A 19,788-nucleotide genomic window follows, 5' to 3' on the forward strand; every position below is an offset into this window, starting at 1 on the left:
CCTTTGTTGATGGATGATGGATTGACGAGCCGCGAGTTGATCCGCGGCCGTCTCGGCTACGTCTTCAGATCGTCGAAACCGGCGGCGGCTGCCTGCACCTCCGGCGGAAAGTCGGCCATCTCCTGTACCTGCCGGATCTCGATGACTTCATTGGCGGAGGCCGGGCACTTCTTCGCCCAGGCGATCGCCTCCTCGCGCGAGGCAACCTCGATCATCCAGTAGCCGCCAAGGACTTCCTTGGCTTCGGCGAAGGGGCCGTCGGTCACGATGGGCTCGCCGGTCGCGAACGAGACGCGCGCGCCCATCGACGGCGGGTGCAGGCCGTCGAGCGTAATCAGCACGCCGGCATCCTTCAGCGCCTCGTTGTAGCGCATCATCGCGGCGACGCGTTCGGGATCGAGTTGCACGTCCGGCGGCGCGGTCTCGTAGCCGAGCGGAATCATCAGCATCATGAATCGCATGAGCAGTCCTTGTTTGCTTTGTCGTTTCGGGTTTGCGCGGCGCGGCGCCACCCCCGGAAGGACGGGAGCGGCGGCCCGGGCCGCCCACCCTTACCTCTAAGACGAACCAACCTTTACGGAACCGACAGGGTGATGAAAATTATTCCGGAGGTCATTGCGCCGACCGCTAGCGCGGCTGTGGCAGGAAACGCCCATCCTTTCGGGCAGCGCCGAAATAGACGTCGATGCGGCGGACCTTGCCACCCGAAAAGGTGAAGAACTCCGTGTTGCGAAAGCTCCTGCCATCTTTCGCCAGACAGAGATAGGTGACGAAGGCCTCGTCGCCCCGGACGAAAACCCGCTCGATGTCGTGCCGCGCGATCCAGCCGGTGTCCTTCCAGCAGCGCTCGAAATAGGCCGCCTTGTCGAGGTCGTCGTCGAACGGACTGGTGAAGCGGAAATCGTCGGCCAATGCGTCGGCGACCCGTTGCCGGTCGTTGCCGAGATAGGCTGCGAAGAGGTCTCGAATCAGGCGCTCGCGGTCGTCAGGCATTGATGGTCTCCGCAGAGAAGATCCTCTTGAAGACGATGCACGAACGCGTGCCCCGACATCGCTTGCCGAATTTCAACAGAGACGATGCGAAAATATCGCGAGGCGGGTCCGTACGATTACGGACCGACTATGTCCACCGCCGTGCATATAGGACAAGAATCTTCGAAAGCAGAACAACATGGCCGGCGCACGCGGAACTACGGAGACCGCGCAACTTGCTGCAAGGGTTTACAGTTGATCAACGCGTGCATGCAACTTTTTCGGGAAGGCCAATTGCAGCTGGGCCGACGCATAGTTGAACCATTCCGGGGATCTTCAAGTGTTCAATTTCAACAGCAAGGCCAGGATCCAGCACGCGCTCGCGGAAGTCGACGCCCTCGATCGCTCGCAGGCCGTCATCGAATTCGATCTCGATGGCACCATCCTCGATGCCAACGAGAACCTTCTGAAGATGAGCGGCTATTCGCTCGCCGAGATCAAGGGCAAGCATCACAGCATCTTCGTCAGCCCGGCCGAACGCGAGAGCGCCCGCTACCGCGACTTCTGGGCCAGCCTGAACCGCGGCGAATTCCAGACCACGCAATACAAGCGCTTCGGCAAGAACGGCAAGGAAGTCTGGGTTCATGCCTCCTACGCCCCGTTGCTGGACAAGAACGGCAAGGTGGTCAGCTTCATCAAGTTCGCCACCGACATCACGGCGTACAAGATCAAGACCATGGAAGACTCCGGCAAGATCGCCGCGATCAACCGCGCGCAGGCCGTGATCGAGTTCAACATGGACGGCACCATCGTCACCGCCAACGAGAACTTCCTGGGCGCGATGGGCTATTCGCTCGACGAGATCAGGGGCAAGCATCACAGCATGTTCGTGACGCCCGAGGACCGCGCGAGTTCGGCCTATGCCGCGTTCTGGGCCAGGCTGAACCGCGGCGAGTTCGAGGCGGCCGAGTACAAGCGGCTCGGCAAGGGGGCTAAGGAGATCTGGATACTCGCGACCTACAACCCGATCCTCGACGAGACCGGCAAGCCGTTCAAGGTGGTGAAGTTCGCAACCGACATCACCGCGCAGAAGATGAAGGCCGCCGACAATGACGGCCAGCTCGCTGCGATCCAGAAGTCGCAGGCGGTGATCGAGTTCAACATGGACGGCACGATCCGCACCGCCAACGAGAATTTTCTCAAGGCGGTGGGCTATTCGCTGGCCGAGATCAAGGGCCAGCACCATTCCATGTTCGTCGAGCCGAGCGAGAGGAATTCGGCGGCCTACCGCCATTTCTGGGAGATGCTCAACCGCGGCGAATACCAGGCCGCCGAATACAGGCGGATCGCCAAGGGCGGCCGCGAGATCTGGATCCAGGCGTCCTACAATCCGATTCTGGACCTCAACGGAAAACCTTACAAGGTGGTGAAATACGCCACCGACATCACCGCGCAGGCGATCGGCCGCAAGAAGGCCGACAATGCGCGCGGGCTGATCGAGGCGGTCGCGGCCGGCAGCGAGCAGATGAGCGCCTCGATCCGCGAGATCTCCGCGACCATGGCGAAATCGCGCGAGACCTCCAAGGTCGCGACCACCAGGGTCGAGTCCGCGGACGGTCAGGCTCAGAAGTTGACTGCAGCGGCCCAGGCCATGAGCGGCATCGTCGAGATGATTTCGGGCATCACCAGTCAGATCAACCTGCTTGCGCTCAACGCCACGATCGAATCGGCGCGGGCGGGCGAAGCGGGCCGCGGCTTTGCCGTCGTCGCCTCCGAGGTGAAGAACCTCGCCAGCCAGGCCAAGCAGGCCACCGACACGATTACCTCCGAAATCGACGCGCTGAACACCATCTCGGGCGACGTTGCGAGCTCGCTCACCGCGATCAAGGCCGCGATCGCCGGCGTCAACGAGTTCATCGCCTCCACCGCGGCCGCGGTCGAGGAGCAGAGCATCGTGACCTCCGACATGTCGTCGAACATGCAGCGCGCATCGGCGGAGCTGGCGTAAGCTCTCGCTTTATCACGATCCCCGTCATCCTTCGAGGGCCGCTGAAGAAGCGGCCACCCTGGGGTGACGGTGAGAGAGACCGACGCCCTTACCCTACCGCTCCCAGCGTCGCGTCGCTTCACTCGCCCCTTCCGGCAGCATCTCGAAGACCGGCGAGGCCAACACCGCATGCACATGCAGCATGGTCGCTCCCGAATTGCGAAAACCGTGCTTGCGGCCGGCGGGAACCAGCAGCACCTGTCCGGCCGTCATCGTGATACGCCGGGCTTCGACCCACATCTCCGCCTCGCCCGCCCGCACGGTGAGCACCTCCTCGACCGTGTGGCTGTGCGTCGGCGCGCCGGCGCCGGGATCGACCCATTGCTCGAAGATGCAGAGCGCGGTCGCGCCGTTGCGCGCGGATGTGACCATGCGGGTCTTCACACCTGGCCGCCATTCCTCGAGCGGGATCGTGCTGGGATCGATGAGCATGGCCTGGAGCCCTTCTTGCCGGGACGAAAGCGAAGTAAAAGGAGCCGGCGCTCGTGCGCGCCCCTTTCGAACACAGGACAGATTAGCAAATGCCGCAGGCCCCACAAAACGTCGCCCTCGTCACCGGAGCCGCGCGAGGTATCGGGCTGGCGACGGCCAAGAAATTCCTGGCCGAAGGGTGGCGCGTCGCGCTGCTCGATATCGAGGGGGAGCTGCAGGCAGGCGCGACGGCGGCCCTGAAGAATCCCGATAACACGCTGGCAATCACCTGCGACGTGTCCGATGCAGCCGCCGTAGGAGCTGCAATGGTGGCGGTCATGAGCCGCTTCGGTCGGCTCGATGCTCTCGTCAACAACGCCGGCGTCGCCGTGTTCGCGCCAGTGCTGGAGACCAGCGACGCCGACTGGAACAGGATCATGGCGGTCAATCTCACCGGCCCGTTCCTGTTCACCAAGGCGGCCGCGCCGCTGATGCGCGAGCAAGGCGGCGGCGCCATCGTCAACGTCACCTCGATCTCGGCGGTGCGCGCCTCGACCCTGCGTTCGGCCTATGGCACCAGCAAGGCGGGCCTTGCGCACCTGACCAAGCAGCTCGCGGTCGAGCTCGCCTCGCTCAACATCCGCGTCAACGCAGTCGCGCCGGGGCCGGTCGACACCGCGATGGCGAAGCAGGTGCACAGCAGGGAGATCCGCGCCGACTATCACGACGCCATTCCGCTCAACCGCTACGGCCTGGAGGAGGAACTCGCCGAAGCGATCTATTTCCTGTGCTCGGAACGATCGAGCTACATCACCGGCCAAATTTTGGCCGTCGATGGCGGCTTCGATGCGGCTGGCATCGGCCTGCCGACGCTGCGCGGCGAACGGCGGAACGGGTGAACGTCGTAGGGTGGGCAAAGGCGCGCAAGCGCCGCGCCCACCTTCCCTCCAGATTTGCGATGCCATTGGTGGGCGCGCTACGCTTTGCCCACCCTACGGGATCGAGTTAGTGGAGTGCTCCATGCGACGCATGTTCTTTGTGGGTGCCTGGATGCTCGCATCTGCGCTCTTTACCACCACCCCCGCCATGGCCGAAATCCGCATCATCCAGTCGCCGGGCGGAGAGGTCGGGCCGTTCCTCGACCTGTTCGAGCAGGTGCGCGAGAGCGGCGAGCGCGTGGTGATCGACGGTCCGTGCCTGTCCGCCTGCACGCTGGTGCTCAGCATCGTGCCGGGCGAGCGCATCTGCGTCACCAAGCGCGCGGTACTCGGCTTCCACGCGGCGCGTTCGGTCGACCGGCGCGGGCGCTTTTATGCCGAGCCCGAAGCCTCCGACGCGGTGCTGCAGGCCTATCCCGGCCCGGTGCGCGACTGGATCAGCCGGCACGGTGGCCTCTCGTCCAGATTGCTTTTGCTGAAGGGCCGCGACCTTGCGGCGATTTATCCGCGCTGCCGCTGAGCAACAGGCGGCCGCCAGCGATGCGACCGGGTTGCATCCGCCGCTGTCCGGCGATTAGGCAGTTTTGCAAAATTCCGACGATCCGGACACGAATCCGCTCAACCGCTTGGCAATGCCTGCCCAATTTACCCGGTTTGCGGCCTTTCCCGACCGTCTATGATGGTCCCGTCCAGATTGAGGCCGCTCGGGTCACGATGGCTGCAGGGCCGTCATAATCGCAGCAATGGTCACAGACTAGGATGGTTCCGCTTTTTCAAGATTACTCATTTTCAAACCGGTCGCAGGCCGTGCAGCCCATCGATTTTCACTACCGCCTGTCGGACCAGGGACGCATTGTCCTTGGCCAGTTGAGCTCCCAGGAAACCGTCGAATTCGAATTGCTGTCGCGGCGCCACCGCGAGGGCCTGATGGACCTGCCGTCCGAGCTGCGGCTGCTCGAGCTCTATGTGAAATATATCGGCTCGGGCGCAGAGGCTGCGCTCGCGCCGTCGGAGCTCGCATGGCAGGCGAGCGAGCCACTCCAGCGGCGGAGACCGCCGCGTGCGCGAACGGCGCGGCCGCGCAACTACATCCTCTCGATGATCGTGATCGCGAGCGTCAGCTTCACGCTCATCGCGTTGCTGGTGAGCTAGCAGGCAAGCGCGACGGCGAAATTGCGCCGGTCACGCATTTCGTCGGGCCTAGTAAAGCCTCTGGATGGTCTGCGCCAATTCCAAGGTCGCGCAGATGAGCATACCCCAAAGTGCAAAATTGATTTGTAGCGCCGCTGCCATCGGTCGCTCCCTTCCCAAGTTACGCCCACCCCAGTTTGTAGAATTTATGAAGAAATTATTAGCGATTCTGTCGTGGAGTTTACAGCCTAATATTTCGCCAGTTGTTGTGCGATGCGATCCGCATGATTTCACGAAGCGGCCTCACTGCTCTCGCAATGTGATGCGAGAGCACGATTCCATATTGGGCCATGGCGGCCACGTCGTTTCCCTTAGGTTCCATTTAACCGGCGCGATGCAAGGCTCCGCATGCGGAGTTTGCGTGTCGCGTACCGCACCAAGGGTCCGGCATGCTGCGTCACGGCTTCGTCTTGCTCACTTTTTGCGCAGCGCTCCTCGGATGCGCGGCGGCGTCGGCGCAGGAGCGCCGACCGATCGCATGGGACGGCCTCGGCCGGGATCCGAACCAGGCCCCTCACCGCTCCTCTGTCACAAAGCGGCGCGCCGCGAACCCGGCGCCTGCGCAGGACAATCCCAATCAGGAGCGGGAAAGAGTGCTCGGCACGTTGCGCCCGTTCTCCGAGGCGTGGTGGGTGGTCCATGACGAAATCGAGGCGGAGAACGACAGGCAGCTTGGCACGAAACTCGTGATCTGCCCTCGCTGCGTTGAATCGCCGCCGCCAAGCGATGACGCGACCGGATCGCTCCGGTGAGCGAGCACGCGGCGATCAGCCGTGTGACATGACGACGGCATGAGTGACAGTGACCCACTCCCGTAACAACGGGAGTGGGATCGCGGCTTGGCGTGTCAGGCCGACGCGCCCGTCACATGCCCTCGGCCGGGCAGTTCACCATCCAGGGAATGCCGAACTTGTCGACGCACATGCCAAAGCCCTTGGCCCAGAACGTCTTGCTGAAGGGCATGGTGACGGTGCCGCCGTCGGCGAGCGCGTTGAACTTGCGTTCGCCATCCGCGGGGTCCGTGACCGTGAGCGAGACCGAAAAGCCCTGGGCTTTCTGAAAATGCTCGGGTGGCGCGTCGGAGGCCATCAGCACGCTGCCGTCGGGCAGCGACATCCGCGCATGCATGATCATCTTCTCGCGGCCGGGCGCGGCGGGCATGTCCGGCGGCGCTTCCGATGAGCGCATCATGGCGTCGATCTTGCCGCCCAGAACCTTGGCATAGAAGTTGAACGCCGCTTCGCAGGTGTCCTGATAGAACAGATAGGCATTGATCATCGTTTCTCTCCTCTTCGTTTTCTTGTCGGTTCCTTGGCTGCTCCTTGGGGCAGCAAGCCTTGCTACTTCTCGGTGAGCTTCTTCAGGCTGGCGAGGCCGGCCTCGAAGTCCTTGCCGATCATGTTGTCCATATTGATGAACACCTGCATCACCTTGGACATGAACGGCGCCGGACCGTACATCGCCCATGTGACCAGTGTGGCATCGCCTTGCGGCACAAAGGTGAACTCGGCGGTGTTGTGGCCTTCGAACGGGCGCTCGAAATCGAGCTTGATCCGAAGCTTCGACGGCGTGCTTGCCTCGAGGATCTCCATATGCCCGGCGCCGACATTATTGTTGCCGTCCCAGGCATAGGTCGCGCCCTTGCCTGACGCGGTTCTGCCGAAGGTCCGCTTCATGCCGGGGTCGCGATCCTCATAGGGCGACCAGCTCATCCAGAAATGGAAATCGGCAACGTGCGGATAAATCGCATCGGCCGGCGCCTTCACGGCGAGCGAGCGCTCGACGCGGAACGTGTCGGGTTTTGTCAAGGCGAAGACGAGGACCGCGGCTATGCCGACGACGAGCACGACGGCGATGATGGCAATGGCTTTCAGCATGAGTGGGCTCCCTGGATATGGAATTAAGACGAAGGGGAACGGCGGGAGCCGACAATTGGCGGGACGAAATTTTTGGCCGTCACTTTGCCTTTGCGCCCTGCCTGGCGCCGCCATTGGCGCCCTTCGGCTGGCTGTCCCGGATCAGGCGATCAATATGCATGCGGATATGGGCGGCTTCCGCCGAAGTATTGGCGAGTGCGATGGCGTGGTCGAAGGCGATGCGGGCTTCGTCGTTACGGCCGAGCTGCATCAGGAAGGCACCACGCACGCCGTGGAAATGAAAGTAGTTGGCGAGTTTCGGCGCCAGCGGCTCGATCAGCTCGAGCGCCGCTTGCGGCCCGCGCACCTTGGAGACCGCAACCGCCCGGTTGAGCGTCACCACCGGCGAAGGCTGCATCAGTTCGAGCGCGCCGTAGAGCAGGTCGATCTGCGTCCAGTCGGTTTCCTCGGGCGTCGACGCGCGCGCATGCAGCGCGGCGATCGCGGCCTGGACCTGATAGGGGCCGCTGCGGCGATGGCGCATCGCCTTGTCGATCAGCGCCAGGCCTTCCGCGATCATGTTGCCGTTCCACAGCGTACGATCCTGGTCGTCGAGCAGGATCACCGCGCCGTCCGCGGCAAAGCGCGCGGCGCTGCGCGCATGCTGCAACAGCAGCAGCGCCGCGAGCCCCATGATCTCCGGCTCGCTCTGGAACAGCCGCAGCAGCAACCGCGCCAGCCGGATCGCTTCCTCGCACAGCGGCTTTCGGATCTCCGCCGTGTCGCCGCTGGCCGAATAGCCTTCGTTGAAGATCAGGTAGATCATTGCGGCAACGCCGGCGAGCCGCTCGGAGCGTTCGACCGCGCCAGGCGTTTCGAACGGCGCCCCGGCCTCGGCGACCTTCGCCTTGGCACGGGTGATGCGCTGCTCCATCGCCGCTTCCGAGACCAGGAAGGCGCGCGCGATCTGTTTCACGGTGAGACCGGAGACGATGCGCAGCGCCAGCGCGATCTGCTGCGTCGCCGGCAGCTGCGGATGGCAGCAGATGAACATCAAACGCAGGATGTCGTCGCGGTAGTGCGAACCGTCGAGCCGCTCGGCGAGCGCGCCCTCGGCGTCGTCGAGATCGGAGATGGCCTGGTCGTCCTCGGGCAGCGGCTGCTGTTTGCGGGCGCGACGGACCTCGTCGATGGCGACGTTGCGGCCGACCATGATCAGCCAGGCCGCGGGATCGCGCGGCGGCCCGTTCTGCGGCCAGGTCTTGAGCGCGCGCAGGCAGGCGTTCTGGAAGGCCTCTTCGGCGGTGTCGAGATCGCGGAAATAGCGCAGCAGCGCGCCGACCGCCTGGGGTCGCGCCGAGGTCAGCGCGGTCTCGATCCAGGCGGTGTCGGCCTCGCTCACGTCGAAATTCCTCCGGGCCGGAATACGCCGACGGGGCGCACCTCATAGGCGCCGCCGGGATTGGCCGCGCCGAGGTCGCGCGCGACGTCGAGGGCCTCGTCGAGGTTCTTGCAATCGACGATGTAGAAGCCGAGCAATTGCTCCTTGGTCTCCGCATAGGGGCCGTCGAGCACCAGCGGCGGGTCTTCCTTGCGCAGCGTCGCCGCCGCCGTGGTCGGCAACAGCCGCGCCACCGGACCGAGCCGGCCCTGCTGTGTGAGCTTGTCCTGCACCACGGCGAGCTTCTTCATCACGGCCTCGTCCTGGTCCTTGCTCCAGGAGCCGACGAAGTCCTCGTCGTGATAGCAGAGGATCGCATAAAGCATGGGCAGCACCTTCCTGAACGCTTGTTTTTAAGACGATCCAATATGCCCCGCCCCGACAGGGCTGCGGAAAAAATTTGCGAGAAAAATCCATCGGATCGTGCCAAGGAGGGTTTTCAAAACGGAACCGACGAGGCACTTCGAATGAGCATGGGCACACTGGCCGTCCTGATCAACAGCACGCAGCAGAACTGGCTGCCGGAGCGCTGGAAGGCCCGGTTCGACGCGGTCTGCGGCGGCCGCCGCGTGGTGCTGCTGCCCGACGCCGGGCTCGATCCGGCCGAGGTGCACTATGCCGCGGTGTGGAAGCCGGTGCCGGGCGACCTCAGCTCTTTCCCCAATCTGCGTGCGATCTTCAATCTGGGCGCCGGCGTCGACGCGCTGATGGCCGACAAGAGCCTGCCCGACGTGCCGCTGGTGCGCGTCGCCGTGCCTGATCTCACCAATCGCATGACCGAATATGTCGTGCTGCACGTGCTGATGCACCACCGCCAGGAGCTGTACTTGCGGGACTCGCAGCGCGCAAAACGCTGGGAGCCGCAATATCAGTGGCCGGCGAGCGCCGTCACCGTCGGCGTGATGGGGCTTGGCACGCTGGGTGCCGATGCCGCCGACGTGCTGCGCCGGCTCGGCTTCCGCGTTGCCGGCTGGAGCCGCAGCCCGCGCACGATCGAGGGCGTCGAATGCTTCCATGGCGCCGCGCAGATCGATGCATTCCTGCGCAAGACCGACATCCTGGTCTGCCTGTTGCCGCTGACGCCTGATACGCACGGCATCCTCAACCGCGACGTCTTCACCAAGCTCAACCGCAGCAGCCCGCTCGGCGCGCCCGTGCTGATCAATGCGGGTCGCGGCGGCTTGCAGAACGAGGCCGACATCCTGGCCTGCCTCGACGACGGCACGCTTGGCGCGGCCTCGCTCGACGTTTTCGTGCAGGAGCCGCAGCCTGCGGACAGCCGGTTCTGGACCCACCCCAAGGTGCTGCTGACCCCGCACAACGCGGCCGACACCGACGCGGATGCAATCTCGGCCTATGTCGCCGAGCAAATCGCAAAGTTCGAGGCCGGCGGTGCGCTGGAGAACGTGGTGGACCGGGCACGGGGATATTAGACGCTTGGGCAGGCTGAGAGAGGCACGCATGCGCCCCACCCTCGCTGTCGTCCCCGCGTACGCGGGGACCCATACCGCGTGATTTATCGTTGCGGATGGTCGCAGTACCGAACGACCAGTCGTCGCCAAACGCCTCCCTGGGGTTACGGGTCCCGGGCTCGCGCTACGCGCGCCCCGGGGCGACGGCCTAACTTTTGGCCCCCACCATCACGTCAATCGCGCCCTTCACGATCGCCTCGAGCTCCTTGCGCGACACGCGGGCGCGGGAGCGGATGGCGATCGAATGCACGGTTGCGGAGGCGAGTTGCGCCAGCACGACCGGGTCGGCGCTCTCCGGCAGTTCGCCCTTCTCCTTGGCGCGGCGGAAGCAACTAGCAAAGGCCTTGTCGAGCTCGGTCAGCCCATCCAGCACCATGGCACGGATCTCGGGATCGCCGACGGCTTCGGACGCCGCGGTCACCACCGTGAAGCAGCCGCGCGGACCGGTCTCGCCGGAGAGATAGATGTTCAGCGCGGACGCGAAGATGCGCTCGAGCCGCTGGCGCACCGGCATCTCCTGGCGAAAGATCTCCACCATCGAGGCGCGCGCGTCCTCGCGGTAGCGCTGGTAGCTCTTGATGTAGAGCTCGCGCTTGTCGCCGAAGGCGCCGTAGAGGCTCGGCCGGTTCATGCCGGTCGCTTCGCTGAGATCGTCCAGCGATGTCGCCGCAAAACCCTGCCGGCGGAACAGGTCGAGCGCCTTGCCGAGCGCGACGTCGGGCTCGTAGGCGCGCGGACGGCCACGCCGCTTCGGTTCATTGGCAGCAGCTGGCGGCTTCGATTTTTGTACCATTTCGCAAATTAATCCTTGACCGCTGCGATATTATACAAGATGGTACAAAAATCAATCTGGCCAGGTTGAGCGACACCCAAAGAGGAATTGCCCAAGGAGGCCCAAGATGGATCTTTATTTCTCGCCGCTCGCCTGTTCGATGGCGACCCGCGTCGCGCTGTATGAAGCCGGCGCCGAAGCGAATTATCTCGAAGTCGATCCGCCGACCAAGACAGTGCTGAACGACGGCACCGACTTCCGCACAATCAACCCGATCGGGCTCGTGCCGACGCTGCGCACCGACGAGGGCGTGGTGCTGACCGAGAACGCCGCGATCCTGCAATATGTCGCGGATCGGTTCCCGCAATCCGGCCTCGGTGCGGCCCAGGGCATCGATCGCACCCGGCTGCATCAATGGCTCTGCTTCATCGGCACCGAGCTGCACAAGGGCCTGTTCATCCCCCTGCTCGACCGCAAGGCGCCGCAGGAAACCAAGGCCTATGCGCTGGAGAAGAACCTGTCGCGGCTCGACTATCTCGACAACTACCTGAAGGGGCGCGACTTCCTGCTCGACCATTTCAGCGTGGCCGACGCCTATCTCGTCACGGTCATCAACTGGACCATGGCGACCCCGCCGGTCGAGCTCGCCAAATGGCCGAACGTGAAGGCGTATCACGACCGCCTGCGCCAGCGGCCGTCGGTCGCGAAGGCGATCGCCGAAGAGTTCGAGCTGTACAAGGCCGAGCAGGCGCGGAAGAAGGCGGCGGCTTAAGGCCAAAGCGATATCTTCGCAAAGCGACGTCGTCCTGGCCAAACCGGGACGGCGTCGTTCTTTCGGCAATCGGCTACCTCGGCGCTTGCAGCACGATCCCATAGCGACCGTAGATCCGATCGATCGTGCCGTCGTTGCGCAGCCGTTCCAGCGCTCCGTCGATCGCCTCGCGCAACGCATCATCCGGGCGGACCATGCCGACGGCGACATTCCAGTTGAGGTCGGCCACGCCCTCGTCGCGATCCAGGATCCGGAGTGCCTTGTCGGGATGCGTCAGATTGAAATAGCCCGCCGCGGTGGGCGTGACCGCAGCCGCATCGATCTCCTTGTTTGATACGGCGTCGAGGCTGTCGGTCTCGAAGCCGAAGATCGATATGGGCACGTGCCGTTGACCGATGATCATGGCGGCGACAGAGCCGACCTGCACGCCCACCTTGGTATGCTCGCTAAGGCTCTTGAACGATGTGAGGGAGCTGGATGACGGCACCGCGAGCGCGACGCCCGTGCGATAGTACGGTTTCGAGATCCTCAAGCGGGTCTCGCCTTGCGCTTCGCGATCGGCGATGACATCCAGGAGAACGTCACAATTGGCGCTGCGCATTTGATACTGCGTGATGATCCAGTCGAGCCGCAGCGAGACACCGAGCTCGCGTGCCAGCACCTGTCCCAACTCGACCTGAAAGCCGGGCGGATCGCCGCCCTTGCGCGCGAAAGGAAGCGAGTTGGGATGCGCGCATAGTCCGAGCGCGCCACTCGCGCGGATCGCCTCCAGGGTTCGCGCCTGCGCCGGTCCGGACAGCCCGATGGCGGCACCGACGATAATCAGGACAATTGCCTTCATGCCGCGTCTCATCTGGATGGATCAGGTCCCGGCGGGTCAGCCCTCGCGCGGCTTCAAGGCGCGGATATATTTGACGATCTGGTCGATCTGCGCGTCACTGAAGCTCTCGCCGAATGCCGGCATCGCACCTTGCTTGCCGATCTTGATACGGTTGTGCAGAAATTCGTCGTCTCGTTGCGAATTCATCAGTTGCGGTCCCCTGCCAGCAGCCCGGCCGCCGTCGGAGTGGCAAAAGCCGCAGGTGCCTGCGAACAACTGCTCGACGTCCAGTGACCCGTTGTCCGGCGCCGGCGTGGCAGATTGAGCTCGAGCCACCACAACGCACAGCAACGAAGCGCCCAGCACCGCCGGAAGCGACTTCAAATGCAGTTTCAACACGTCCGCTCCATTCCTGAATCACGCCCGGCCGCTGCAATCGACCGAGGAGCGGGTTTGCACCCGCTCCTCGGCAGATCGTTTGAGACAGACTATTTCAAGCTGAAGACGACGAGGGCGCCGTCGTCACGCGGCATGCTCTTGTAGACGCCGCCGAAGTTTGGCGCATATTCGTCCGCCAGCATGCCGCCGAAGCCGGCCGCCACGGCGATATATTGCTTGCCGCCGACGGAGTAGCTGACGATACCGCCCTGGTGGCCGGTGCCGTTGTTGTGCTTCCACAACTCGGCCCCGGTTTCGGCATCGTAGGCGTGAAGGATGCCACGGGAGTCGGGTACGAACACAAGATTACCCCCGGTCGACAAAACGCTCCCAAGCGGCGGCTCGGGAAAGCGAACCTCCCATTTTTTCGCGCCCGTTATCGGGTCGCGCGCGTCGAGATGTCCGTAGATCTCGCCGCTCGGAGGCGGCACCATCTTGAAGTCGGCGCCGATGTTGAGCTGGACCTGGGGCGCGGTGACCGGCGTCGTCTTCTGAATATCCAGCGTCATGCACCATTCCTGGCCGATCTTGTAATAAAGACCGGTCTTCGGGTTGTACGAGCCGGCATTCCAGCTGATGCCGCCGCCAATGAAGGGACACAGCGGTACTTCAGTGACTTTCCCGACAGGGAAATCGCGACGGCCGATCAGCGCGCCGGTCTTGGGATCGATATCCTTGACGAAGTTGATGTTCTCAACCAGCCGCCAGACGTTCTTCACGCCAAGATTACGGTCGTAGACGAAGACGAAGCCGCCCTTGTTCGGATGAACCACGTATTTCTGGCCATCGCGCTCAAGCATCACGAACTCGCCGACGGCGCTGTCGAAGTCCCAGGCGTCGTGAGGCAGTTCCTGATGGTAGGATTTCAGCTTTCCGGTATCGATATCGAGAGCGATGACCGAACTCGTATAGAGATTGTCGCCGGGACGCGCACCTTGCGTCTTGTAATCAGCGCCCGACCAATCGTAGAGCGGCGCCGGGTTCGCGGTGCCCCACAGGACGGAGTTGGTCTCGGAGTCGTAGGTGCCCGGCATCCAGCCGCCGCCACCGCCCGTGCGCCAGGAATCGTTGCCCCAGGTCTTCATGGCCTCGTCGGTGCCCGCGACCGTCAGGAACTCCCACTTCTTCTTGCCGGTGGTGGCATCGACAGCGAAGATCGGGCCACGGCCCGGCCATTCACCCCCCTGCGAGCCGATGATGACGCTTCCCTTCGCGTAAAGCGGCGCGCCAGTGAAGCCGACCGTGAGCTTCTGCGAGTCGATCAGCCTGGTTTCCCAGAGCACCTTTCCCGACTTCGCATCGAGCCCGAACAGACGACCATCCATCGTACCGACGAAGACCTTGCCTTCACCAAGGGCTACACCGCGGTTGTAGGGCGAGTGGGTCTGTCGGCTGATGAGCGCCTCATCGAGTTCCGGAAAGAACGACCAGATGACCTCGCCGGTCGCGCCGTTCAGCGCAAAGACCCGGCTGTACGAACCCGAATAATAGAGCACGCCGTCGGCCACGAGCGGCATTGACTGCAGGCCGCGCGTCGATCGTCCGGGAATGTGCGTCCAGGCTACGCCCAGATTGCCGATGTTGCTCGCATTGATCTGCGCGAGCGGGCTGTAGTGATGGGATTTGTATGAACCATGATAGGTGAGCCAATCGTTCTGACCGGCGTTCTCGATCCGGGCAGTATCCACGGATTGGGCCAACGCCGCCGACGCCGCAAGTGTCGCGCCGACAACAAGAGGTAGACCAGAATTACACCAACGCTTCTTCATCCGTTCCTCCCGCTTTTGTGTTTTGTTGAACTCGCGTCTCGCAGACGCTGCGAGGGATGTTTGCAGCTCGCTAAGTGTCGGTTCTTCTCCATCGCATATGAGCTGCCAACAGCTCTCGATCTCTCTCGGCGGACATCGCCAAAAGGAGCTACGTTTCCTGGGCTGGTTGCTGTTGCACTCCTGCTCGCTCTCACAGAGTACGCCGGATGAGGGAGGGCGCAAAGATGGAATGCGCGAGCGGCGCGAATTTAACGCGCAGCACGAATTTGAAACGTCAGCTGCGCTGACCGTTTCGTCTTGGCCGCAGATCTCGGACTCAAAAATCGCAGCGCCCACGGAGAAGCTTCATCGCGTGATCATTTGGACGGGGGCGGCGTCAATCTCTTTTGAGCAATTCAAGAACGGCCATCATAACGGAGCGATATACAAAGCCTTGCTCAAAGCGCGACGCCGCGCCATACAAGTGCCGCGATACGCGACCATTGAATACAAGCAATAGTTGATCAACTGACCGCCCTCTCCTTCCGCGATTTTGCTCTGAAGACCGAACGGCACCGCTGCCGGCGGCCTGGGCGCGAAGCAGGGCCAAGCTGGAATAAAAAGAATGCCCGTTTCCTTGCGAATTGTTCGTTCGACGAAACGTGCCGGGCTTGTTGCGCTCGCCCTCACCGCACTCGCGCAAGCCGCGCACGCCGCCGACAAGCCGCCGCTCGCTCCCGATCCGCCGGCGCCGCTCGCCACGACCTCGCGGGTGTCCGCAACCATCGAGTTCGGTCTGCCGGCGCTCGCCAAGGCGATCGAGCAGGATATCCCCAAGCGGCTTGCCACCATCGACGAGCGCGTCAACTGCGTGCACCGCCGCGTACTGATGTTCCGTGTCAACGCCAATTGCGACGTGTTTGGCTTCGCCAATCGCACCAGCGGCGTCTCGCTCTATGGCCGCGGCGACCGCGTCTATGGTGCAGTCTCGATCTACGGCGCGGCCGAAGGCCAGGGCGCCAACCGCTTCACCGCGCGCATCCGCGGCCAGACCGAAGCGCGCGCGACGATCGAGGCCGAGGCACGGCCCGCGCTGCGCAAGGACTGGTCGCTCGACCTGAATTTCAGCGACTCCTTCCACTGGAGCGAAGCACCTTATTTGCACGTGCTCGGCCGCGAGTTCGATCTTGCGCCCTACGTCGAGCCGCGCATCCGTACGCAGCTCGCGCGCGTGCGATCACGTGCGCTGGCCGCGGCAAGGAAACTCAATCTGCGGGACAAGGCGGCCGCTGCCTGGACGCATGCGTTCGAGCCGATGAAGCTCACCGACGAGCCGCCGGTCTGGCTGCAAGTGACGCCGCAAGCTGCCGCATTTGCCGGCGTGCGGGCCAACGACAAGGTGTTGTCCGGCTCGCTCGAACTCTCCGGCAGCGCCGTGACGTCGATTGGGCAGCAGGGTGCGAGCGTCACCCCGACATCGCTGCCGCCGCTTGGCAACGACGTGACCGCGCCGGGAACGTTCGACGTCATCCTTCCGGTCCGGCTCGGCTATGACGCGATCAAGGACAAGATCAGCCAGGCGATCGCCGCGCTGCCGGCGCAAGACAGCGCGTTGCGCGAGGTTCAGGTCTATCCGTCGGCGGGCAAGCTTGTGATCGGCCTGCGTCTTGCGAAGACGTCGGACAGCGACCCCAATGCAGGCCAATGGAGCTATCTCTCCGGCGCACTGAAGGTGGACGATACCAGCAAGAGCGTCGCGCTCGCCGATCTCGATCTCGCCGCGCAGGACGGAGAGGCAAACCCTGGCTTGCAGTCGATCGTCGCGCAATTGAAGCAGGCCGTGAACATTGACTATGGCGTCTCCTACCAGAACCTGCTGATGGCGGCGAACCAGCGGCTGACGCGTCCGCTCAAGGACGGCTTCCGTATGGAAGGCAAGCTCTCCTCGGTGCAGTTCGACAAGGCCTTGCTGCTTGCCGACGGGATCACACTCGCGCTGCGCGCGAGCGGCGAGCTGAAAATCCTGTACGGGATGTGATCGTGCGCTGGAGCGGATCGCAAATGCTTGTCGCCGCCCGCGCTCTGATGGCCGTACTCGTCATGTTCGCCGCCGGCATCGTGACTGCCCACGCGCAATCGGCATTTTACGACGCGCCGGCATCGCTCGCTGATGGCCCGCCCGGCAGCCTGGTGCGACAGGAGCCGATGGATGGCGCGCCGCTCGGCGCCTCGAGCTACCGCGTGCTCTACCGATCGACCGGATTGAAGGGTGAACCCATTCTCGTCTCGGGCGTCGTCATCGTGCCGCAAGGACCGCCGCCACCGGGCGGCCGCTCGATCGTCGCCTGGGCGCATCCGACGTCAGGCATTGTGCCGCGCTGCGCGCCGTCGCTCGCGATCTTCCTGTTCCAGCAGATCCAGGGACTGCGCTCGATGGTGGCGCGTGGCTACATCGTCGCGGCAACCGACTATCCCGGGCTCGGCACGCCGGGTCCGCATCCTTATCTCGTCGGCGAGAGCGAGGGCCGCGCCGTGCTCGACATCGTGCGCGTCGCGCGCGATCTGCCGGGCGCCGGCGGGACTAAGGATTTTACCTTGTGGGGACACTCGCAGGGCGGACAGGCTGTGCTGTTTGCCGGGCAGCTGGCGCCGACCTATGCGCCCGATCTCCATCTGCTCGGCGTTGCCGCTGCGGCGCCCGCGACGGATCTCGCCACGCTGATGAGCGACGACATCAACTCCGTCGGTGGCAAGAACATCACGGCGATGACGCTATGGTCGTGGCATCGCGTCTACGGCGCCGCGCTCGACGGCGTCCTCGATCCGCGCGCGCTGCCGGTGATCGACCGGCTGGCACGCGAATGCATCGAAGGTCCCTTCGATATCTTCATCCGGCAGCGGACCGAGCGGCCGCTCCAGGAATATTTTCTGACCGTGCCGGATCCGACCAAGCGCGAGCCCTGGCGCTCGCTGCTGGAGAAGAACAGCGCCGGCACGTTGGCCGCCGGCATGCCAGTGTTCCTCGCTCAAGGGACTGTCGACCAGATCATCCGGCCCGCGGTGACGCGCGCCTATATGAGCCGGCTGTGCAAGGCGGGCAGCCCCGTGAAAATGGTCACCCTTCCCAACATCGGACACGGCCGCGCCGCACAGGCGAGCACGATGGCCGCTGTGAACTGGATGACCGACCGCTTTGCCGGGAAGCCGGCGCCGAACGACTGCGGCGGGTAATCGCCGCAGTCGTTGCCGGAGCGTTAGCTACCCATAAACGGCAACAGCGTTGTCAGCCGACACGAGACCGCTCTCAACGTCATCCTTGATCGCTGCACGATCGCGCTCCTTGGGGTCACCGATACCGGCGCCGCCCGGCGTCATCACCACCAGCCGGTCATCCGGTGGAATGGTCTGAAAGCCCTTGCCACGCATCTTCTGGCCGGACTTCAATCCGACATAGCCGGCCTCGCCGTTCTTGCCGCCGTCGCGACCGCGCGGCGGATGGTCGATGCGGTCGAATGCAGCGAGGATGTCGAAGGGCGCATCGATGCCGCTGCCGACCTCGATGATCTGGCCGAGACCGCCGCGGGTGCGCCCGGCGCCGCCGGAATCCGGGCGAAGCTCCTTGCGCCAGAAGATCAGCGGCGTTTGCGTCTCAGCGATCTCGACCGGCGTGCCGCGCACGCCGCTGGGATAGGCGGTCGCGGACAGCCCGTCCTTCGCAAAGCGCGCGCCGGTACCGCCATTCGAAGTTACCGCCATCGAGAACCCGTAATTGCCGCCGGCACCCGAGCGGGTCTGGCCGCGCACGTTGAGATTCCACAGGCAGGAGGTGCCTTCCGCCGGTACGCGCTCCGGAATGATCTGGCGCAGGCAACCGAACACGACATCGGGCAGCATCTGCCCGACGATGTGACGCGAAGCGACCGGCGCCGGCTTCGGCGCGTTGAGGATTGCACCAGGGGGAGCCGACACCGTCAGCGGCGAGAGCGAGCCGGCATTGTTCGGGATCTGCGAGGCGACGACGCAGCCGAGGCCGAACACGGTGTAGGCCGTGGTGTAGGACAGCGGCACATTGATGCCGAACTTCGAGGCGGCCGAGGTGCCGTCGAAATCGACATGGATGCCCGTCTCGGAGATCGTCAGCGTCGCCGCGAGCGTCACCGGCGCATCGTAGCCGTCGACGACCATGGTGTTGCGCCAGCTGCCCTTCGGCAGTTTTGCGATCTCGGCCAGCACGGCCTCGCGCGAGCGGTCGCAGATGTAGTCGCCGAGCTCATCGAGCGTGTCGATCTCGAACTCGGTCATCATCTCGACCAGGCGTTCGCAGCCGACGTCGTTGCAGCCGGCCAGCGAATAGGTGTCACCCTCGGTGTCGATCGGCAGCCGCGTGTTGGTGCGGATCATCGCCATCAGCGTCTCGTTGACGACGCCCTGGTCGATCAGTTTGAGCATGGGGATGTAGAGCCCCTCCATGAACACGTCGGTGGCGTCAGGGCCAAACCCGATGCCGCCGATGTCCATGAGGTGGCTGGTGCAGGAGAACAGCGCGACCGGCTTGCCGTCCTTGAAGCAGGGCGTGGTGACGACGAAGTCGTTGAGATGACCTGTGCCCATCCAGGGATCGTTGGTGATGTAGGCGTCGCCTTCCTTCATCGTCTCGATCGGGAAATGCGCAATGAAGTGCTTGACCGATTCCGCCATCGAGTTGACATGGCCGGGCGTGCCGGTCACCGCCTGCGCCAGCATCCGTCCCCGGAGGTCGAACACGCCGGCGGAAAGGTCGCCGCATTCGCGCACGATCGGGCTGAAGGCGGTGCGGAGCAGCACCTGCGCCTGCTCCTCGACCACGGCGATCAGCCGGTGCCACATGATTTGAAGGTCGATCAGGCTCGCGCCATTTGCCTTGCTCATGA

At 64.0% G+C, this 19,788-nt stretch carries 21 protein-coding genes; 9 read left to right on the forward strand and 12 right to left on the reverse strand.

All coding sequences use genetic code 11. The features are described from left to right. Positions 1-56: 56 nt before the first annotated feature. Both AB7245_RS38285 and AB7245_RS38290 read right to left on the reverse strand, forming a co-directional pair. Entirely contained in the window at positions 57-461 is a 405-nt protein-coding gene (locus AB7245_RS38285; RefSeq protein ID WP_028152208.1) for a YciI family protein, read from the reverse strand. A 166-nt stretch (positions 462-627) separates the two neighbouring features. Beyond that, positions 628-993 (reverse strand): nuclear transport factor 2 family protein, encoded by a 366-nt coding sequence (locus AB7245_RS38290; protein ID WP_085401836.1) that lies wholly within the window; start codon positions 991-993, stop codon positions 628-630. Between the two features lie 319 nt (positions 994-1,312). Between AB7245_RS38290 and AB7245_RS38295 the strand changes: the two genes are divergently transcribed. Then, the gene (locus AB7245_RS38295; RefSeq protein WP_085401835.1) at positions 1,313-2,980 is read left to right on the forward strand and encodes a methyl-accepting chemotaxis protein; all 1,668 of its coding nucleotides are present in this window, start codon (positions 1,313-1,315) and stop codon (positions 2,978-2,980) included. A gap of 93 nt (positions 2,981-3,073) precedes the next feature. Here the strand turns inward: AB7245_RS38295 and AB7245_RS38300 are convergent, their stop codons facing one another. Then, positions 3,074-3,451: a cupin domain-containing protein gene (locus AB7245_RS38300; RefSeq protein ID WP_085401834.1), complete on the reverse strand. Its 378-nt coding sequence runs from the start codon at positions 3,449-3,451 to the stop codon at positions 3,074-3,076. An 89-nt stretch (positions 3,452-3,540) separates the two neighbouring features. Between AB7245_RS38300 and AB7245_RS38305 the strand changes: the two genes are divergently transcribed. The 4 genes from AB7245_RS38305 to AB7245_RS38320 all read left to right on the forward strand — a co-directional run bounded on the left by AB7245_RS38305 (position 3,541) and on the right by AB7245_RS38320 (position 6,311). Further along, the gene (locus AB7245_RS38305) at positions 3,541-4,329 is read left to right on the forward strand and encodes an SDR family NAD(P)-dependent oxidoreductase (RefSeq protein WP_439035548.1); all 789 of its coding nucleotides are present in this window, start codon (positions 3,541-3,543) and stop codon (positions 4,327-4,329) included. Between the two features lie 130 nt (positions 4,330-4,459). After that, on the forward strand, positions 4,460-4,888 hold the full coding sequence (locus AB7245_RS38310; RefSeq protein ID WP_425364317.1) for a hypothetical protein: 429 nt from the start codon (positions 4,460-4,462) through the stop codon (positions 4,886-4,888). Between the two features lie 287 nt (positions 4,889-5,175). Further along, entirely contained in the window at positions 5,176-5,520 is a 345-nt protein-coding gene (locus tag AB7245_RS38315; RefSeq protein ID WP_063986089.1) for a hypothetical protein, read from the forward strand. Between the two features lie 428 nt (positions 5,521-5,948). Next, positions 5,949-6,311, forward strand: coding sequence for a hypothetical protein (locus AB7245_RS38320; RefSeq protein WP_085401831.1), 363 nt, complete (start codon positions 5,949-5,951; stop codon positions 6,309-6,311). Positions 6,312-6,423: 112 nt separating this feature from the next. Here AB7245_RS38320 and AB7245_RS38325 read toward each other — a convergent pair whose 3' ends face one another. The 4 genes from AB7245_RS38325 to AB7245_RS38340 all read right to left on the reverse strand — a co-directional run bounded on the left by AB7245_RS38325 (position 6,424) and on the right by AB7245_RS38340 (position 9,182). Next, positions 6,424-6,837, reverse strand: coding sequence for a VOC family protein (locus AB7245_RS38325; RefSeq protein WP_028161093.1), 414 nt, complete (start codon positions 6,835-6,837; stop codon positions 6,424-6,426). A 62-nt stretch (positions 6,838-6,899) separates the two neighbouring features. After that, positions 6,900-7,436 carry an SRPBCC family protein gene (locus tag AB7245_RS38330; protein ID WP_085401830.1) on the reverse strand — a complete coding sequence of 179 codons (537 nt, stop codon included), beginning with the start codon at positions 7,434-7,436 and terminating at the stop codon, positions 6,900-6,902. 79 nt (positions 7,437-7,515) lie between these two features. Beyond that, complete coding sequence (locus tag AB7245_RS38335) at positions 7,516-8,817, reverse strand: RNA polymerase sigma factor (protein ID WP_085401829.1); 1,302 nt, start codon at positions 8,815-8,817, stop codon at positions 7,516-7,518. Next, a complete protein-coding gene (locus AB7245_RS38340; protein ID WP_063981079.1) occupies positions 8,814-9,182 on the reverse strand; it encodes a YciI family protein in 369 nt (122 codons plus the stop codon). The genes AB7245_RS38335 and AB7245_RS38340 overlap by 4 nt, the downstream gene beginning before the upstream one ends. A gap of 141 nt (positions 9,183-9,323) precedes the next feature. Between AB7245_RS38340 and AB7245_RS38345 the strand changes: the two genes are divergently transcribed. Next, positions 9,324-10,289, forward strand: coding sequence for a 2-hydroxyacid dehydrogenase (locus AB7245_RS38345; RefSeq protein ID WP_085401828.1), 966 nt, complete (start codon positions 9,324-9,326; stop codon positions 10,287-10,289). A 187-nt stretch (positions 10,290-10,476) separates the two neighbouring features. Here the strand turns inward: AB7245_RS38345 and AB7245_RS38350 are convergent, their stop codons facing one another. Continuing rightward, positions 10,477-11,121: a TetR/AcrR family transcriptional regulator gene (locus AB7245_RS38350; protein WP_085401827.1), complete on the reverse strand. Its 645-nt coding sequence runs from the start codon at positions 11,119-11,121 to the stop codon at positions 10,477-10,479. Positions 11,122-11,227: 106 nt separating this feature from the next. Here AB7245_RS38350 and AB7245_RS38355 point away from each other — a divergent pair, with 106 nt between their 5' ends. Further along, the gene (locus tag AB7245_RS38355; RefSeq protein WP_085401826.1) at positions 11,228-11,872 is read left to right on the forward strand and encodes a glutathione binding-like protein; all 645 of its coding nucleotides are present in this window, start codon (positions 11,228-11,230) and stop codon (positions 11,870-11,872) included. A 73-nt stretch (positions 11,873-11,945) separates the two neighbouring features. On the opposite strand, the gene AB7245_RS38360 is transcribed toward AB7245_RS38355, so the two are convergent. From AB7245_RS38360 to AB7245_RS38370, 3 genes are all read right to left on the reverse strand, one after another. Further along, on the reverse strand, positions 11,946-12,713 hold the full coding sequence (locus AB7245_RS38360) for a substrate-binding periplasmic protein (RefSeq protein ID WP_085401825.1): 768 nt from the start codon (positions 12,711-12,713) through the stop codon (positions 11,946-11,948). Between the two features lie 36 nt (positions 12,714-12,749). Next, the gene (locus tag AB7245_RS38365) at positions 12,750-13,091 is read right to left on the reverse strand and encodes a c-type cytochrome (RefSeq protein WP_135214749.1); all 342 of its coding nucleotides are present in this window, start codon (positions 13,089-13,091) and stop codon (positions 12,750-12,752) included. Positions 13,092-13,180: 89 nt separating this feature from the next. Then, positions 13,181-14,899 carry a pyrroloquinoline quinone-dependent dehydrogenase gene (locus AB7245_RS38370; RefSeq protein WP_063981075.1) on the reverse strand — a complete coding sequence of 573 codons (1,719 nt, stop codon included), beginning with the start codon at positions 14,897-14,899 and terminating at the stop codon, positions 13,181-13,183. Positions 14,900-15,503: 604 nt separating this feature from the next. Between AB7245_RS38370 and AB7245_RS38375 the strand changes: the two genes are divergently transcribed. Both AB7245_RS38375 and AB7245_RS38380 read left to right on the forward strand, forming a co-directional pair. Then, the gene (locus AB7245_RS38375) at positions 15,504-16,916 is read left to right on the forward strand and encodes a DUF4403 family protein (RefSeq protein WP_354078624.1); all 1,413 of its coding nucleotides are present in this window, start codon (positions 15,504-15,506) and stop codon (positions 16,914-16,916) included. 23 nt (positions 16,917-16,939) lie between these two features. Next, positions 16,940-18,109 (forward strand): alpha/beta fold hydrolase, encoded by a 1,170-nt coding sequence (locus AB7245_RS38380; protein ID WP_245344107.1) that lies wholly within the window; start codon positions 16,940-16,942, stop codon positions 18,107-18,109. 27 nt (positions 18,110-18,136) lie between these two features. Here AB7245_RS38380 and AB7245_RS38385 read toward each other — a convergent pair whose 3' ends face one another. Further along, positions 18,137-19,786: a hydantoinase B/oxoprolinase family protein gene (locus AB7245_RS38385; RefSeq protein ID WP_354078622.1), complete on the reverse strand. Its 1,650-nt coding sequence runs from the start codon at positions 19,784-19,786 to the stop codon at positions 18,137-18,139. Between the last annotated feature and the right edge of the window lie 2 nt (positions 19,787-19,788).

Origin of the sequence: Bradyrhizobium sp. 604_D8_N2_3, from assembly GCF_051810765.1 — a bacterium.
GTDB classification, from domain to species: Bacteria; Pseudomonadota; Alphaproteobacteria; order Rhizobiales; family Xanthobacteraceae; genus Bradyrhizobium; species Bradyrhizobium barranii.

Coding starts and splice junctions, on each gene's coding strand:
- AB7245_RS38285 (WP_028152208.1), bottom strand. CDS start 461: ATGCGATTCATGATGCTGATGATTCCGCTCGGCTACGAGACCGCGCCG.
- AB7245_RS38290 (WP_085401836.1), bottom strand. CDS start 993: ATGCCTGACGACCGCGAGCGCCTGATTCGAGACCTCTTCGCAGCCTAT.
- AB7245_RS38300 (WP_085401834.1), bottom strand. CDS start 3,451: ATGCTCATCGATCCCAGCACGATCCCGCTCGAGGAATGGCGGCCAGGT.
- AB7245_RS38305 (WP_439035548.1), top strand. CDS start 3,541: ATGCCGCAGGCCCCACAAAACGTCGCCCTCGTCACCGGAGCCGCGCGA.
- AB7245_RS38310 (WP_425364317.1), top strand. CDS start 4,460: ATGTTCTTTGTGGGTGCCTGGATGCTCGCATCTGCGCTCTTTACCACC.
- AB7245_RS38320 (WP_085401831.1), top strand. CDS start 5,949: ATGCTGCGTCACGGCTTCGTCTTGCTCACTTTTTGCGCAGCGCTCCTC.
- AB7245_RS38325 (WP_028161093.1), bottom strand. CDS start 6,837: ATGATCAATGCCTATCTGTTCTATCAGGACACCTGCGAAGCGGCGTTC.
- AB7245_RS38330 (WP_085401830.1), bottom strand. CDS start 7,436: ATGCTGAAAGCCATTGCCATCATCGCCGTCGTGCTCGTCGTCGGCATA.
- AB7245_RS38340 (WP_063981079.1), bottom strand. CDS start 9,182: ATGCTTTATGCGATCCTCTGCTATCACGACGAGGACTTCGTCGGCTCC.
- AB7245_RS38345 (WP_085401828.1), top strand. CDS start 9,324: ATGAGCATGGGCACACTGGCCGTCCTGATCAACAGCACGCAGCAGAAC.
- AB7245_RS38350 (WP_085401827.1), bottom strand. CDS start 11,121: ATGGTACAAAAATCGAAGCCGCCAGCTGCTGCCAATGAACCGAAGCGG.
- AB7245_RS38355 (WP_085401826.1), top strand. CDS start 11,228: ATGGATCTTTATTTCTCGCCGCTCGCCTGTTCGATGGCGACCCGCGTC.
- AB7245_RS38360 (WP_085401825.1), bottom strand. CDS start 12,713: ATGAAGGCAATTGTCCTGATTATCGTCGGTGCCGCCATCGGGCTGTCC.
- AB7245_RS38370 (WP_063981075.1), bottom strand. CDS start 14,899: ATGAAGAAGCGTTGGTGTAATTCTGGTCTACCTCTTGTTGTCGGCGCG.
- AB7245_RS38375 (WP_354078624.1), top strand. CDS start 15,504: ATGCCCGTTTCCTTGCGAATTGTTCGTTCGACGAAACGTGCCGGGCTT.
- AB7245_RS38380 (WP_245344107.1), top strand. CDS start 16,940: ATGCTTGTCGCCGCCCGCGCTCTGATGGCCGTACTCGTCATGTTCGCC.
- AB7245_RS38385 (WP_354078622.1), bottom strand. CDS start 19,786: ATGAGCAAGGCAAATGGCGCGAGCCTGATCGACCTTCAAATCATGTGG.